At 66.7% G+C, this 14,691-nt stretch carries 15 protein-coding genes; 8 read left to right on the top strand and 7 right to left on the bottom strand.

The window, feature by feature from the left end; genetic code table 11:
• The first annotated feature begins 3 nt into the window (after positions 1–3).
• From BW975_RS10755 to BW975_RS10775, 5 genes are all read left to right on the top strand, one after another.
• A complete protein-coding gene (locus tag BW975_RS10755; RefSeq protein WP_076533845.1) occupies positions 4–882 on the top strand; it encodes an isocitrate lyase/PEP mutase family protein in 879 nt (292 codons plus the stop codon).
• A gap of 107 nt (positions 883–989) precedes the next feature.
• Complete coding sequence (locus BW975_RS10760) at positions 990–1,919, top strand: NAD(P)-dependent oxidoreductase (protein ID WP_272482025.1); 930 nt, start codon at positions 990–992, stop codon at positions 1,917–1,919.
• Complete coding sequence (locus BW975_RS10765; protein WP_076533850.1) at positions 1,912–3,417, top strand: aldehyde dehydrogenase family protein; 1,506 nt, start codon at positions 1,912–1,914, stop codon at positions 3,415–3,417. The genes BW975_RS10760 and BW975_RS10765 overlap by 8 nt, the downstream gene beginning before the upstream one ends.
• A 12-nt stretch (positions 3,418–3,429) precedes the next feature.
• The gene (locus BW975_RS10770) at positions 3,430–4,161 is read left to right on the top strand and encodes a serine acetyltransferase (RefSeq protein WP_076533852.1); all 732 of its coding nucleotides are present in this window, start codon (positions 3,430–3,432) and stop codon (positions 4,159–4,161) included.
• Positions 4,158–5,039 (top strand): VOC family protein, encoded by an 882-nt coding sequence (locus BW975_RS10775; RefSeq protein WP_076533854.1) that lies wholly within the window; start codon positions 4,158–4,160, stop codon positions 5,037–5,039. Before BW975_RS10770 ends, BW975_RS10775 begins: the two co-directional genes overlap by 4 nt.
• A gap of 6 nt (positions 5,040–5,045) precedes the next feature.
• Here BW975_RS10775 and BW975_RS10780 read toward each other — a convergent pair whose 3' ends face one another.
• From BW975_RS10780 to BW975_RS10790, 3 genes are read right to left on the bottom strand one after another with little or no spacing between them, the layout of a single operon-like run.
• Entirely contained in the window at positions 5,046–5,435 is a 390-nt protein-coding gene (locus BW975_RS10780; RefSeq protein ID WP_076533856.1) for a DUF4149 domain-containing protein, read from the bottom strand.
• Positions 5,432–6,367, bottom strand: coding sequence for an NAD(P)/FAD-dependent oxidoreductase (locus tag BW975_RS10785; RefSeq protein WP_076533858.1), 936 nt, complete (start codon positions 6,365–6,367; stop codon positions 5,432–5,434). The genes BW975_RS10780 and BW975_RS10785 overlap by 4 nt, the downstream gene beginning before the upstream one ends.
• The gene (locus BW975_RS10790; RefSeq protein WP_076533860.1) at positions 6,364–7,581 is read right to left on the bottom strand and encodes an FAD-binding domain-containing protein; all 1,218 of its coding nucleotides are present in this window, start codon (positions 7,579–7,581) and stop codon (positions 6,364–6,366) included. Before BW975_RS10790 ends, BW975_RS10785 begins: the two co-directional genes overlap by 4 nt.
• A 119-nt stretch (positions 7,582–7,700) precedes the next feature.
• On the opposite strand from BW975_RS10790, the gene BW975_RS10795 reads away from it, so the two are divergent.
• The 3 genes from BW975_RS10795 to BW975_RS10805 all read left to right on the top strand — a co-directional run bounded on the left by BW975_RS10795 (position 7,701) and on the right by BW975_RS10805 (position 11,033).
• Complete coding sequence (locus BW975_RS10795; RefSeq protein WP_076533863.1) at positions 7,701–10,205, top strand: cation:proton antiporter; 2,505 nt, start codon at positions 7,701–7,703, stop codon at positions 10,203–10,205.
• A gap of 356 nt (positions 10,206–10,561) precedes the next feature.
• Positions 10,562–10,786 carry a DUF1127 domain-containing protein gene (locus BW975_RS10800; protein WP_083687082.1) on the top strand — a complete coding sequence of 75 codons (225 nt, stop codon included), beginning with the start codon at positions 10,562–10,564 and terminating at the stop codon, positions 10,784–10,786.
• Positions 10,776–11,033, top strand: a complete 258-nt coding sequence (locus tag BW975_RS10805) for a hypothetical protein (protein WP_076533865.1) — start codon at positions 10,776–10,778, stop codon at positions 11,031–11,033. Before BW975_RS10800 ends, BW975_RS10805 begins: the two co-directional genes overlap by 11 nt.
• Positions 11,034–11,069: 36 nt before the next feature.
• Here the strand turns inward: BW975_RS10805 and argE are convergent, their stop codons facing one another.
• Genes argE through BW975_RS10825 form a run of 4 tightly spaced genes read right to left on the bottom strand, consistent with a single transcriptional unit; the run spans position 11,070 to position 14,654 of the window.
• On the bottom strand, positions 11,070–12,236 hold the full coding sequence (gene argE, locus BW975_RS10810) for an acetylornithine deacetylase (RefSeq protein ID WP_076533868.1): 1,167 nt from the start codon (positions 12,234–12,236) through the stop codon (positions 11,070–11,072).
• A complete protein-coding gene (locus BW975_RS10815) occupies positions 12,237–12,911 on the bottom strand; it encodes a DUF1028 domain-containing protein (RefSeq protein WP_076533871.1) in 675 nt (224 codons plus the stop codon).
• A 4-nt stretch (positions 12,912–12,915) separates the two neighbouring features.
• On the bottom strand, positions 12,916–13,332 hold the full coding sequence (locus tag BW975_RS10820) for a RidA family protein (protein ID WP_076533873.1): 417 nt from the start codon (positions 13,330–13,332) through the stop codon (positions 12,916–12,918).
• A 47-nt stretch (positions 13,333–13,379) separates the two neighbouring features.
• The gene (locus BW975_RS10825) at positions 13,380–14,654 is read right to left on the bottom strand and encodes a flavin-containing monooxygenase (protein ID WP_076533876.1); all 1,275 of its coding nucleotides are present in this window, start codon (positions 14,652–14,654) and stop codon (positions 13,380–13,382) included.
• Between the last annotated feature and the right edge of the window lie 37 nt (positions 14,655–14,691).

A 14,691-nucleotide genomic window follows, 5' to 3' on the forward strand; every position in this document is an offset into this window, starting at 1 on the left:
CGAATGAGCGATCCCTACCCCAATCCCGCCGCGACGCGGCTGCGCGCCCTGCTCGCGCAGCCCGGCCTCGTGATGATGCCCTGTTGCTATGACGCGCTCTCGGCGCGGCTTATCCAGCAGGCGGGGTTCGATCTGACATTCCTGTCGGGCTTTTCGGCCTCAGCCAGCCGCATCGGAGCGCCGGATCTGGGCCTCATGAGCTATGGCGAGGTGCGCGATCAGGCGCGCAATGTACTAGAAGCCATCGACATTCCGATGATGGTCGACGGCGATACTGGCTATGGCAACGCGATGAACGTGATGCGCACGGTCCAAGGGTTCGCCCGCGCGGGCTGTGCCGGTGTCATGATCGAGGATCAGGTCGCGCCCAAGCGGTGCGGCCACACCCAAGGCAAGGCCGTGGTGGACCGCGAGGAGGCGTATGACCGCATCCGCGCCGCCGTCGAGGCGCGCGGGCGCAGCGATATCGTGATCAAGGCGCGCACCGACGCGCGCCGCACCCATGGCCTGAGCGAGGCAATCGCCCGCGCCCAGATGTTCGCCGAGCTGGGGGCCGAGATGATCTTTGTCGAAGAGCCGCTGAGCGAAGACGAGATGCGCACCATCTGTGCCGAGGTACCCGGCGCGCAGGTCGCCAACATGCTGGAGGGCGGCCAGACCCCGATCCTGCCACCCGCGCGGCTGGAGGCATTGGGATTTCGGGTGGCTGCCTACCCGCTGGCCGCGATGGCGGCGGCCATGCAGGCGATGACGACAACGCTGGCGGCGCTCAAGGCGGGACAGGATCACACCGGCGGCCTGATGGAGTTTGGCGAGTTGCGCCAGCGACTGGGCTTTGACATCTATTACGAGACCGAGGCGCGCTATGCCCGCAAGGAGTGACGGCCAAAGCCACTCGCCCTGCCGCCGGGCGGGCGCTAGGCTGGCGCAAACGCAATGGCAGGATCGACAGCTCTGATGTTCAAGATTGCGACAGCCCCTTTCGCCTCGTGCCACGTCGCCAGCACAGAAGGCGCGACACGCAGCAAAAGAGTGCAGACGACATGAGCACAAAGGAACGACAGATGATCGGCATAATTGGATGCGGCGCGATGGGCGGCGCGATGATCGCCCGGCTGGTCGAGCGCGGGCACACCCCCAGATGCCATGACACCATGCCGGAGGCGCGCGCGCGCGGTGCGGCGAGCGGCGCCGAGCCTTGCGATACACTTGCCCAGCTGGGCAGTGCCTGCGACCGGATCATCCTGTCGCTGCCCCGTGCCGATATCGTGCGGGCAGTGATGGCCGAGCTGACGCCACATCTGCGCCCCGGCGCAATCGTTCTCGACACGTCGACCTCCGAGCCCGAAACGACCAAGGCGCTGGCCGCCGCCGCAAAGGATTACACCTTTCTCGACGGCCCCGTCAGTGGCGGGCCGTCTGGCGCCCGTGCGGGCACCATGACAATGGTTCTGGGCGGGCCCGAAGATGCCATCGCCGAGTTGCGCCCCATCCTGGACGATCTGACGGCCAAGACGGTTCATGTCGGCCCCGCAGGCGCAGGCCATGCGGCCAAGATCGCCAACAACCTGCTATGCGCCGCCAATCTGGTGCTGGTCAGCGAAATGGCGCGCCTGGCCGAGGCGGGGGGCATCCCGCTCGACAGCCTTCTGGAAGGCGTCAATGCCGGCTCGGGCCGCAGCGGCGTGAGCGAGGTGAACTTTCCCAAGTGGGTGATGAGCGGCGCATTCGACTCGGGCTTTACCATGGGCCTCATGCGCAAGGATGTGGGCCTCGCCGTCAAGCTGGCGGGTGAGGCCGGGCTGAACCTGCCCGCCACTTGCGCCATCGCCGAAATCTGGGAAGCCAGCCGCGAGACCCTGGAGGACAGTGCCGACTTTAACGAGATCTACAAATACCGGAGCCAAGACCATGTCTGACCGCCGCGAAATCCTGAACAGCCTGATGCAAGAGCTGGACCTTGGCGGTGGTGTTTGCAGCCTTGTAAACGGCGCGTTGCGGCAGGGCGCTGGCGCCGCCATCACGCTCGAAGATCCCTATGCGCGAAGCGAACTCACCAGCTACCCTGATTGCGGCGTAGACCTGGCCGGTGAGGCCTGCGAGGCCGCCGACGCCGCGCAAAAAACATGGGCACAGCTCTCCGCCGCAGCGCGCGGCGACGTCATGCAAGAGATCGCCCGCGCGGTCACGTCCCAAGCCGCGCCCCTCGCCCAGCTCGAGGCTCTGGTGGCAGGCAAGCCGATCCGCGACGCCCGGGTCGAGGTGGCCAAGGTCGCCGAGATGTTCCGTTACTACGCAGGCTGGGCCGACAAGATCCACGGCGAGGTGATCCCCGTGCCCAGCGGCCACCTGAACTACACCCTGCGCGAGCCATTGGGCGTGGTGTTCCAGATCACGCCGTGGAATGCGCCCATCTTTACCGCCGGGTGGCAGATCGCGCCCGCCATCTGCGCCGGGAACGGCGTGGTCATAAAACCCAGTGAGCTGACGCCTCTGACCACCGTGGCGCTGGTGCGCATCGCCGAAGGGGCGGGCCTGCCCCGCGGCCTCGTCAATGTGCTCTGCGGGCTTGGCCCCACCACCGGACAGGCCGCGATCCAGCATCCCGCCGTGCGCAAGGTGATCTTTGTCGGCTCGCCCGAAACCGGGCGGCGCGTCGCCATGACCGCCGCCGAGGCGCTGAAACCCGCGGTGCTGGAACTGGGCGGCAAGTCGGCCAATATCGTCTTTGCCGACGCCAATCTGGAGCATGCCTGCCTTGGCGCACAGGCGGCTATCTTCTCCGGGGCGGGCCAAAGCTGTGTCGCAGGGTCGCGGCTGCTTGTTCAGCGGTCGGTGCATGCGGAGCTCACCCAGATGATCTCGGAGGGGATGAACAGCATTACCCTCGGCGATCCATTGGACGACGCCACTGAGATTGGCCCGATCAGCAATGGCCGCCAATATGCGCATATCCAGAGCATGATCGCCAATGCCGCAACGGGCGGCGCCGCCGTTCAGACACGCACCGATCTGCCGAAGGAGGGGTATTTCGTGCCGCCTACCCTGCTGACAGGTCTGGGAAACAGCGCCGAGGCGGCGCAGACCGAGATCTTTGGCCCGGTCGTGACCGCCATACCCTTCGACGATGAGGAAGACGCCATCGCAATCGCCAACGATACCGAATTCGGCCTTGCCGGCGCTGTCTGGACGCGCGATCTGGGCCGCGCGCACCGCGTCTCGGCTGCGGTGCGCGCAGGCACGTTCTGGATCAACAGCTACAAGGCGATCCATGTATCATCGCCCTTTGGCGGCTCGCTGAGTTCGGGCTGGGGCCGGTCCAGCGGCACGGATGCGCTGATGGAATACACCAGCCCCAAGGCGATCTGGCTCGACAGTGGCGAAGTGCCCAAGATCGCCTTTGGCTATGTCTCCTGAGGAGCCGCGCTTATGAGCCTCATGGAGGAAACCGAGGCGCTCTTGGCCGCCTCGCCCGAAGCGGCGGCGCTGATTGGCATCTCTCCGCGCCGCTTTGACGGGTTTGCCGATCTGGCGGGCGCCGTGCTGCAGGCGGCGGCGGATCTCCCTGCGGATCTTGTCCGGCGCCTCTATGCCGCGCACCCCGAACTCGCCGCGCTGAGCCAGCACGACATTGACGAGACCGCCCGCCGCGATTTCGCACAGGGCGGGCGCGCCACCGCGCTACTCTTCGGGCGCGGCGTGCAGGCCATCATGGCGCACCGCATCGCGCATCAGCTATGGCAGAGCGACGACCGGACGCTGGCGATGGCGATCAAAGCCGGCGCGGGCCGGGCCTTTTCGACCGACATCCATCCGGCGGCGCGCGTGGGACCGGGACTGTGGCTCGATCACGGGCTGGGCTTTGTGGTGGGCGAGACGGCGGTGACCGGCGCCGATGTGTCGATCTGGCACAGCGTCACGCTGGGCAGCACGCTGGCCGATAGCGGCGCGCGGCGCCATCCCACGCTCGGCGACGGCGCCGTGATCGGCGCAGGCGCGATCCTGCTGGGCGGGATTACGATCGGAGCGCGGGCCAACGTGGCGGCGGGCGCCATTGTTACGCAGGATGTCGCGCCCTGCACGCTGGTCGCAGGCGCCAAGGCGCGCGAAATCGGCCCGGCGCGGATCAGCTTTGCGGCCCCCGAAAGGAATGACGTATGAACGTGCCCTTCGGTCTCGATCATCCGCTGATCGCGGTGCATGACATGGACGCTCTGCGCCAGCGGCTGATCTCGCTCGGCTTTGCCATGACGCCGGTGGGCCGTCATCCGTGGGGCACCAGCACCAGCCTAGCGATGTTCGATGGCTGCCTGCTGGAGATCATGGGGATCTATGACGACACCCTGCTCGATGCGCATCCGGCGGGTGCGTTTCGCTTTGGCCGTCATGTCCACACCCATCTGCAAGACCGCGAGGGGATCGCCCTGACCGCCCTGCACAGCACGGATGCCGCGCGCGACGCCGCCCGTGCGGAGGCCGCGGGATGGCAGGTGGCGGGCCATCTGGAGTTCGGCCGCGACGTGACCCTGCCGGATGGGCGCGCAGGCCGCACGCGGACCAGCCTTGCGCTCATGCCCGATGACGCCTGCGCGCGCCTGTCGTTTTTCCTGTGTCAGCAGCACCGACCGGATCTGATTTACGTGCCGGATTGGATGGCCCATCCCAACTCCGTTTCCGGCTATGAGGGCGCATCGGTTCTGGCCCGGCCCGAGGATATCGCACCAGTGGCCGCACGCCTTGCGGGTGTATATGGCGCGAGACGTGACTGCGCTGGTGGACTGGAAATGGAGACCGGAAATGGCGTGTTGCGGGTCTTGGCGCGCGAGGCCATTGAGGCGCGCTACGGCGCCCTGCCAGCGGCCATGAACGATACCGCTCCCGCTATCGTCGGGCTGGATCTGGTCTATGGCGACGAAGCGCGGCTGCGGGGCTGCCTTGACGCCAGCGGGCTGGACTACGTTCGGGAGGGTCGCAGGTATCGACTGCGGGATGCCGCGCTGACGGGCAATACTGCGCTGGCCTTTGTGCCGCGCAGCTGACGCAAGCTAGACGAAGCGCGCCAGAACGATCCCGGCCAGAATGATATGGCCCAGCGAGATCGCCACCGACAGCCCGTGCAGCAGCTTGAAGCGCGTCTTGGCGCCGCTATCTGTGGCCGCGTTGATGGCGGGCATCAGGATCTGCCGCGTCGGCCATGTGCTGAGCGCGATGACACCCAAGATCGCTGCCGAGAGCGCGTCGGATGGCCAGACCAAAGCGGCGGAAACTGCCGCACTGCCCATGACGAACAGATAGAAATGCGGAAAGGCACGGCGTAGCGCAGTCCCCGCCACGTCCGGCGGCAAGGCGGTAAAGAGGAATACCGCAAAACCGAAGGAGTAAAGCATCATACCGCCGAACAGCAGCGATGTGGCCAGAAGCGCCGCGATGATCATGTAAGCCGCTCCAACAGGTCTTCGGCAATGGCACTGCCGCTCTGCCACGCGGCCTCGACCCGTGCACCGATACACCAGTCACCGCCCAGATAAAGTGTCCCGTCCGGCGTTTTTGCAAAAGGCGCCTCCAGCGCTTGTGTGACCCGCGCATAACGCCAGCGATGCGCGGCGGCGTGGCTGACGCGGTCCGGCGCCGCGCCCAACGCATCGAGCAGCAGCGGCACCATCAGCTCCACCATCCGCTCGGGGGTTTCCTCAAGACATTGCGTGCTGAACTCGGGGCTCGCCTGCGCGGTCCACGCGGTCGCCTCGGCCTCGGGGCGGCCCGGCTTGCTGCTGTCGGCGATGATTGAGGCAAGCGCGCCGTCCGGATCACGGCGGCTGGCAAATGGCGCCGGGCCGGTGATCGCGGCCATCAAGGTCAGGCAGGGCGCGAGCCGCACATGCCCGATCTGCCGCACCAAATCGTGATCCGCGCCGATCAGCCCGGCGACCTGCGGCGCGGGCACGGTCAGCACTACATGCGCGGCCTCCATGCCGCCGCCGTCCCATGTCAGCCGCCAGCCCCCATCGACTTGCGCCACTTGCGAGACCTGCACGCCTTGGCGCACGTCCAGATCCGCCGCCAGCGCCTTCGGGATGGCCGACATGCCGGGCGCGCCGACGATGTGGCGCCGCTCCGCGCCGTCCTGCCAATCGGCGGCGGCTCCGCTGTCGATCAGCCCGTCCATCAGCGCCTCGAATTCCGCCGACTTGGCGCTGACATATTGCGCACCGTGATCGAAATGCAGCCCCGCAGCCCGGCGCGTGGCCACGCGCCCGCCGATGCCGCGCCCCTTGTCCACCAGCACGGGCGCATGCCCCGCCTCGGCCAGACGGCGTGCACAGGCAATGCCCGCCATCCCGGCGCCGATGATCGCGACCCGGCTCATGCCGCCACCAGATCGCCAAGAAGCGCGGGGATCTTCTTCTTGACCTTAAAGAAGCCGGCGGTCGCGTGCGGCCAGAACGCGCTGTCCCAGTCGCGGCGCAGCTCGCAAAGCACGATGCCCTGCCGGTCCAGATAGGTCTCGGCCTCGGTCAGCCAATCGCGCATCGGGCCGCGCGGCACAAAAGGCGTCACGATCTGCTCGGCCCCCGCCGCATGCGCCCATTTGGCCAGCGTATCGGGATGATCCGCGCGCAGAAGGTCCGGCACGCGCCCCAGCCGTGCCGCCGTATCCGCTAGCGCGCCTGCCTCGAAGTCGTGCACATGCGGCGCCACCTCCAGCGGCGAGCGCAGATGACTACCCGCCAAAGTGCCAAGCGCGCAGGCGCCAGAGATGTCCAGATCAAAGCGCTCGGGACTGCAATCCTCATCCGTGATCAGGATCGCGGTCGCGGCACCATCACGCGGCGCACGCGGCGCGCGCACGGGCCGCACCTGGGGCAGGCCCTCCGGCTCACTTGCCTCCAGCCCTTCGGTGACTTCCTCGAGGTCGGAAGCGCGCGGCGCAAAGCGCCCGCCGGTGAAGGTGGCGATGTTCTTGGGATCGGCCGCATAGGGCCGGCCGCGTGTGTGCAGCCCGGCCACCCAGCGCCAGCCCAGCGTGTTGGACGCCGCGTCACCGTCCAGCAGATGGCGGTAGAAGAAATCGGCGCCCATCCGCCACGGCAGCCCCAGTGTGAAAATCCAGATCGAGGCGAACCACATGCGCGCGTGATTGTGCAGATAGCCCGTGCTGACCAGCTCTTCGGCCCAGGCATCGAAGCAATCCAGCCCCGTCTGCCCATCCATGGCGCGGGCCACGTCGCGGGACAAGCGCCGGTCACGGTCCAGCGCGGCCAGATCGGCATCCAGCCCCGACGCGTAGCTGTCCCAGACCTCCGGGCGCCGCTCCAGCCATCCCTTGAAGTAGCTGCGCCAGACGACCTCCTGCACGAATTTCTCCGCATTTTCCGGCCCATGCGCATCCAACGCCGCCGTCACGACCTCTTCCTCGGTCACGAGGCGGCGGCGCAGATAGGGCGACAGGGTCGAGACGGCCTTGTGATTTCCGGGGCCGCGATCGTAGTTGCGCCCGTTTGCATAGCGCCGCCCCATTGCGGGTACAAAGGCGTCCATGCGTTCGAGACCGGCGGCGCGGGTTGGGGGAAACTGGCTCATCTCGTCGGCTCTCCTCAAAGGTCGCACGACAAGATGGCCCGCGAGGCGGCGAGATCAATGGAGCGGCGGCGCCCGATTTTACAGGTTTCAAGCGGCGTGCGGGCTGCTATGCGGAAGGCATGGATATCGTTCTGATCACGGCGGTCATCGCCTCGCTCTTTCTGGTCATCGGCGCAGCCGAGCCCTTGGCCGCGCGGCTGCGCCTGCCCTACACCGTGATCCTTGCGGTGCTGGGCATCCTGATCGGGTCGGGCGCGATCTTCTTCCTGCGCACCGATTTGACCGATGCGCTTAATCCCATCGCCGAGGCGATCCTGGGCTTGCCGATCCGCTCGAACGTCTTTCTGTACGTCTTTCTGCCGACGCTGCTGTTTCAGGCAACACTCGGCATGAATCTGCGCCGGATGCTGGACGACTGGGTGCCCATCCTGACGCTGGCCGTCGTCGCGGTGGTGGTCGCCACATTCAGCGTGGGCTTTGCGCTGTCTTGGGTCAGCGCGCTGCCGCTGGCCGCCTGCCTTCTCATCGGTGCGATCGTCTCGACAACCGACCCGTCGGCGGTGGTGTCGATCTTCCGCTCGATCTCGGCGCCCCGGCGCCTCGCGCGGATCATCGAGGGCGAGAGCCTGCTGAACGACGCGGCGGCCATCGCGCTCTTTGGTCTTTTCATGAGCTTCGTCATGCTGGGCGTGCCCGACCCCAAGCTCAGCGATGCGCTGGCCCGGTTTCCCATGCTCATCGCCGGGGGCGCTGCCACTGGCTGGCTGACCGCACGGGTGGCGATCTGGGTCATGGCCCTTTTCCGGGCGCATGAGTTGGCGATCATCTCGATCTCGGTCGCGCTGCCCTATCTGGCCTATATCGGCGCCGAGCAAACCATCGGCGCCTCGGGCGTCATCGCGGTTGTCGCGGCGGGCCTGACGCTGAACCTTGCGGGGCCGGGCCGCCTGCCGCCGCAAGCGTGGAAGAACCTGCGCGAGGTCTGGGACCTTCTGGCGCATTGGGCCGGCGCGCTGATCTTCATTCTCGCCGCCCTGCTCATTCCCCGCCTGCTCGAGGAGATTCGCTGGAGCGATTTCGCCCTGATCGGTGTCGTCATCCTGGCCGCTATCGCGGCGCGGGCCGTCATCCTTTTCGGGCTTTTGCCACTGCTGACCCTGCTGCGCATATCGCCCGCCGTCGAGCGGCCTTATCGCAGCGCGATCCTCTGGGGCGGACTGCGCGGCGCTGTCACCCTGGCACTGGCCCTCGCCGTCACCGAGAGTTTTCGGGTGCCGGTCGAGGTGCGGCGCGTTGTCGGCATCCTCGCCACAGGTTTTACGCTCTTTACGCTGATCGTTCAGGGCACCACGCTACGCAGCGTCATCAAATGGCTGGGCCTTGATCACCTGTCGCCCATCGACGAGGCGATGTCACGGCAGGTCGTCGCGGTTGCCCTGCAAACCGTGCGCGAGGATGTCGCCCGCACGACCGAAGCCTATGCGCTGACCCACGACATCGTCCGCTCGGAGGCGCGGCTCTTTGGTGACAGGCTGGACGAGGCGGTCAAGACCGCCGAGACCACCGCCGACATATCCGACCGCGACCGGATCACGTTGGGCCTGATCGCGCTGGCCGGTTTCGAGCGCGATACCATTCTGACCCGCGTGCGCGAGCGTATCATATCCGCGCGCATGGCAGATCGGATCATCTCGGAGGCGGATCGGCTGATCGAGGCGGCACGCGCCGGAGGGCGCGGCGGCTACCAAAAGGCCGCACGCCGCTCGGTCGCCTACGGGCGGGGCTTTCGCGTGGCTACGGTCCTGCACAGCCGGCTCGGCATTTCGGCGCCTTTGGTCCGTCTGACCGCCGACCGGTTCGAGAGGCTTCTGTCGCAACGACTGATCCTGCGTGACCTCGATGCCTTCATCGACGGGCGCATCCGCCGCATCCACGGGCGCCGGGTGGCCGAACTGCTGCACGAATTGATGGCCCGGCGCATCGAGGCGGTCGAGACGGCGCTAAGCGGTCTGCAACTGCAATATCCAGGCCATTCCGAAGAGCTGGAGCGAAGGTTCATCCGGCGCACCGCCCTCCGGATGGAGGAGCGCGAATACGCCTCCATGCGCGAAGACGGTCTGATCGGGGCCGAGGTCTATACGACTCTGATGCAAGATGTCGAAAAGCGCCGCATCAGCGCAGAGGCGCGCCCGCATCTGGACATTGCCGTTCAGCGCGGCGAGTTCATCCGGCAATTCTCCGTTTTCGCCGATCTCGACGATGATGCGTTGCGGCGTTTGGGCCGGTCGCTGCGTACCCGCTATGTGGATGCAGGCAAGGTCGTCATGCGCCGCGACAGCGCGGCCAAGAGCGTTTTCTTCATCGCTTCGGGCGCAGTCGAATTAAGCCAGGGCAGGCAGGTCTGGCGGCTGGGCCGGGGCGATATGTTCGGGCAGATGGCAATCCTGATGAGCAAGGCGCGCCGCGCCGAGGCACGCGCTATCGCGCCATCGACCCTTCTGGTGCTGGACGAAGCGCGCTTTCGCGCCTTGCTGAAGCGTAGCCCTGCCCTGCAAGAGGCCGTGCGCGCCAGCGCACTGCAACGCGGGATCGATCCGGAGATGGTTCTGAAAACGGGTGGTTAATCGGCCTTGGTAAGGGCTGCATCATAGCGCTCTTGGTGTATGGCGCTGCGTAAGATCCGGTTGCCTATCACTATCAGCATGGTCCCCCAAGGCGGAGCGTCGCAAAAACGACCTGCGCTAGGATGAAGGCGTTCCTCGGGTCACTTCACGGCACATGCCCTCGACAGCTGCTCAGGGACCCACCCGCAGAAATTGACGCCCGGACAATGCCCAAGGCGATAACCATAGCCAGACGTGCAGTGTCCCATTTGGTCATAGCGGCTATGCGTCCAGACCGAGTTGTCGGGCACCGAGGTCGCCCCTAACTTCTGTCTTGCAGCGGATATTCTGCGCTGCAGCAAGACGGAAGATCAGACATGGCACATACTCAGACATTCGGCGCCGCAGCAGGCGCATTCACGGGCAGACGCCCCATCCTTCAGCGGCTGGGGGCATTCCTGTCCGGCGCGCTGGCCCGCCGCCGCGTGTATCATCGCACGCTGCGCGAGCTGCAAAGCCTGTCGCACCGCGAGCTGGCCGACATCGGAATTACGCGCAGCCAGATCACCCAAATCGCCAAGGAGACCGCAAATGGCCAGTAGCCTCAGATCCGCCCACCCCACCCAGCATGCAACCGACTGGGCCAACTCCGCCAAAACCGCTTTGGTGGCGCTTGGCACCGGCACGTTCCACGCCGCCATTCGCGCCATGCGCGGTGTCGAAGAGCGGCGCGTGCGGCAGGTTCTACATTCAATGAACGACCGGCAGTTGGCCGCCATCGGCATCGACCGTGCGGGCATTCCGGCCTATGCAGCCAGCATCACGACGGCGGAGCAGATGCATCTGTGATATCCGCGCAGGTGCCTGATTTCTGGCCGCGGCGTGTTAGCCGCGGCCAAGATCGTGCAACACACGGTCCATCATCGCATCACAGGCGGCAAGCTCTTCGGCGCTGATATACTCGTCCGCCTGATGCCCCTGCCCGGCCATGTTGCCCGGCCCGCATACCAGGGCCGGCAGACCCAGCTGGGCGAAGTATCCCGCCTCCGTCCCGAACGCGACCTTGACCGCCCGGTCCGAGCCGCAAAGCGCCATGGCGCGCCGCACGGCGGGCGCGTCCACCGGGATCTCCAGCCCCGGATACTCGAAGATCGGCTCCAGCGTGATACTGGCGGTCCCTTCGGGATACTCCGCAATGATCCGCGCGATACGCGCGTCCAGACGCGCACCGAACGCCTCCCGCGTGTCGGCGGGCAGGTGGCGCAGTTCAAAATCCACCACGGCGTGATCCGCCACAATATTCAGCGCCGCGCCGCCCTGCATCACCCCCGCATGCATGGTGGAATAGGGCATATCATAGGCATCATCGGTGACATTCGAGGCCACATACTCCGCCTGCATATCGCGCAGCGCACCGACCAGATCCGCCGCCAGATGTAACGCATTGACGTAGTTCGGCGCCAGCGACGAATGGCCCGCGACGCCCCGGCAGGTGGCGCGCAGGGCGGTCTTGCCCTTGTGGCCCGTCGCCACCTTCATGTCCGTCGGCTCGCCCACGATGCAAAGGTCGGGGCGCCAATCCAGCGCCCCCAGCGCGGGCAGCATTTCCTTCATGCCGATGCAGCCGACCTCTTCGTCGTAAGAGATGCACAGCATGAGGGGCGCCTTGAGCGCGGACGCCTCAACGCGGCTGGCCAGTGACAGCATCGCGGCCAGAAATCCCTTCATGTCCGTCGTGCCCCGCCCGTAAAGGCGCCCGGCCTCGCGCGTCAACTCGAACGGGGGCCGTGTCCATACCTGCCCGGCCACCGGCACCACGTCGCTATGCGCCGAGAGTAGAATGCCGCCCGGCCCCTCCGGCCCGATGCGCGCGACGAGGCCCGACTTGGCCCCGTCCGCCGACGGCATGCGCTGCGCCTTGAACCCCGCCTTGCAAAGCAGCCTCTCGGCATAGTCGATCAACGCCAGGTTGCTGTCCGCGCTGATCGTCGGAAAGGCGATCAGCGCGGACAGGGCAGCGAGCGTCGCATCATGGGGTTCCGCAGCGCTCATTCAGTCGTCGCCCGGCACGCCGTAGGAGGGCGCCGCGCGCGGGTCGAGCGCACGTTGCACATAGGCCTCCATCTGCGGCTTGTAGACCTGCCAGGCAGTCGCGATATCCTCGATCGGGCAGGCCTCGGTCCAGTCGCAGCGCAGATCGGCGAGCGGCCAGCCCAGCTTGTCCACGATCTTGAGGCCCGCCGAATGAACCGGCCCCGCCTCACCGCCTGCAGCGAGGCCCGCGCGCATCGCGGCGATCAGGCGGTCGCCGATATGGCCTTCGGCGGCGCCAAAGGCGTGGGCGATGGCCTGCGGCACGCCCGCATCCGCCAGAAGGTTGCCGCCCGCTGCCACATCAGGCCCATGGGCATCCGCCCAGACGCCCAGTGAGTTCGGCCCCGAATGGATGGCCGTGGCGCCGCGCGCATCCACCGCCAGGATCTGGCGGTATTCCATGAACTCCGACCGCGCGCGCAGCGCCTCCAGCGCATCGGGGGCCGCCAGTCCGCCCTCCATCAGATCCAGCATGGCGGTGCCCAGCGCCGGGTCCGTTACGTTCTGAGAGGCGACCGCGCCCACCCCCGCCCGCGCATGGGCGCAGCGCGCCGCGACGGCGGGCGACGAGGACGACACGGCCACACCGAACATGCCGGTCCGGGCGCAGCGGGCGACGAGGGAAAAAGTCATGGCATCACTCCGGTATGACGGCGGTCGCGTCGATTTCGACCAGCCATTCGGGCCGCGCCAACGCCTGCACGACGATCCCGGTAGAGACGGGATGCACGCCTTTGATATATTCGCCCATGGTGCGGTAGACCGCCTCGCGGTGGCGCACGTCGGTGATGTAGACGACCAGTTTGACCAGGTGCGCCATCTCGCCCCCCGCCTCTTCGATCAGCTGGCGGATATTCTGCATCACCTTGTGGGTCTGCTCGGCGGGATCGTGGCTGTCGATATTGCGCGCATCCTCCAGGTTTTGCGGGCATTGGCCGCGCATCCAGACCGTCTTGCCACCCTGAGTGACGACCGCCTGACACAGATCGTTGTCAAGCCGCTGTTCGGGGTAGGTATCCGAGGTGTTGAACTTGCGGATGCGGGTATGGGCCATCTTGGTCTCCGTTCGGACTGAGGGCTGGCGGCGGTGCCGGGACGTTCTCAGGCGTCCTCGGCCTGCTGTGCTGCCTGCGTATGGTAATCGCGATATTTGTGCTGAATGCCGATCTGATCGGCAATGTATTTGGCATCATGCCAAACACCCCAGATAAAGCTGGAGCCGCGCCGTGACTGCCAGGGCAGCCCGAGATAATAGAGCCCCGGCTCGGGCGACACGCCGCGATGGTGCAAGGGGCGCCCGTCCGGGTGGAACGCGTCCAGCTTGATCCAGCTGTAATCGACGCCGTAGCCCACGGACCATATGACGGAGGTGATCCCCGCCTCTGCCAGATCGAGACTGCGTAGCGGATGGGTGATGCATTCAGCATCGCTAACGCGGTCTCGCGCCTCCGGCTCGGGCGGCAGATCAAGGCCGTTGCGCGAGACATAGGCATCGGCCTCGTCCAACAACGCGAGGTAATTGGCATCGCCCCGGTCCAAATTGGTCCGCAGATCATCCGCGATCTGCAGCGCTCCGCCCGCATACCCCTCTGTCCGGCCAAGAAGGGTCATGCCTTGCTGCGCGAAGCGGCGGAAATCCGCCGTATGGCCACCGCGCGCGCCGCTGACGGCAATCGTGACATGCTCGGCGCCCGGCGCGGGGGCGGCCATGTCCCACTTGCCCAGCACGCCCAGCCACCAGCAGAAATCGCGCCCGCGATAGGCCCGAGGTGGGCGGTCATGCGGGCCGACCGACAGATAGACATCGCGGCCCGCCAACATCAGCTCTTCGGCGATCTGCGCGCCGGATGAGCCTGCGCCGACCACCAGCACCGCGCCCTCGGGCAGCTGCGCAGGATTGCGGTAGTGGCAAGAGTGGATCTGGTGGAAGCCCGCCTCTTCGGGGATCATGCGGGGCATGAGCGGCTTTTGAAACGCGCCGGTCGCGGCGACGATATTCTGCGCCTCGATCGGGCCTTGAGACGTCTCGATGGCAAAGCCGGGCCGCCCGTCCAGACGCGCGGCGCGTCGCACCTCGACGCCCGTCCTGATCGGCGCGCCAATCCGCGCGGCGTAGCTTGCAAGATAGGCGGCGACTTCTTCCTTGCCCGGAAACCCGTCAGGGCCGGTCTTGGGAAATTCCATTCCGGGAAAGCGGTCATGCCAGGCGGGACCATTGGCAACGAGCGCATCCCACCGCTCCGAGCGCCAGCGCTCGGCGATGCGGGCGCGCTCCAGCACCAGATGCGGGATGCCTGCGCGGCCCAGATGCTCGCTTACCGCGATGCCGGCCTGACCGGCCCCGACCACCAGTGTGTCCGTTTTCTCGACCATCATGGCGCGCCTCCCTGCGCGTGTGCCCGGTGTTTAGGCG

The organism is Roseovarius nanhaiticus, from assembly GCF_900156535.1.
Lineage (GTDB): Bacteria > Pseudomonadota > Alphaproteobacteria > Rhodobacterales > Rhodobacteraceae > Roseovarius > Roseovarius nanhaiticus.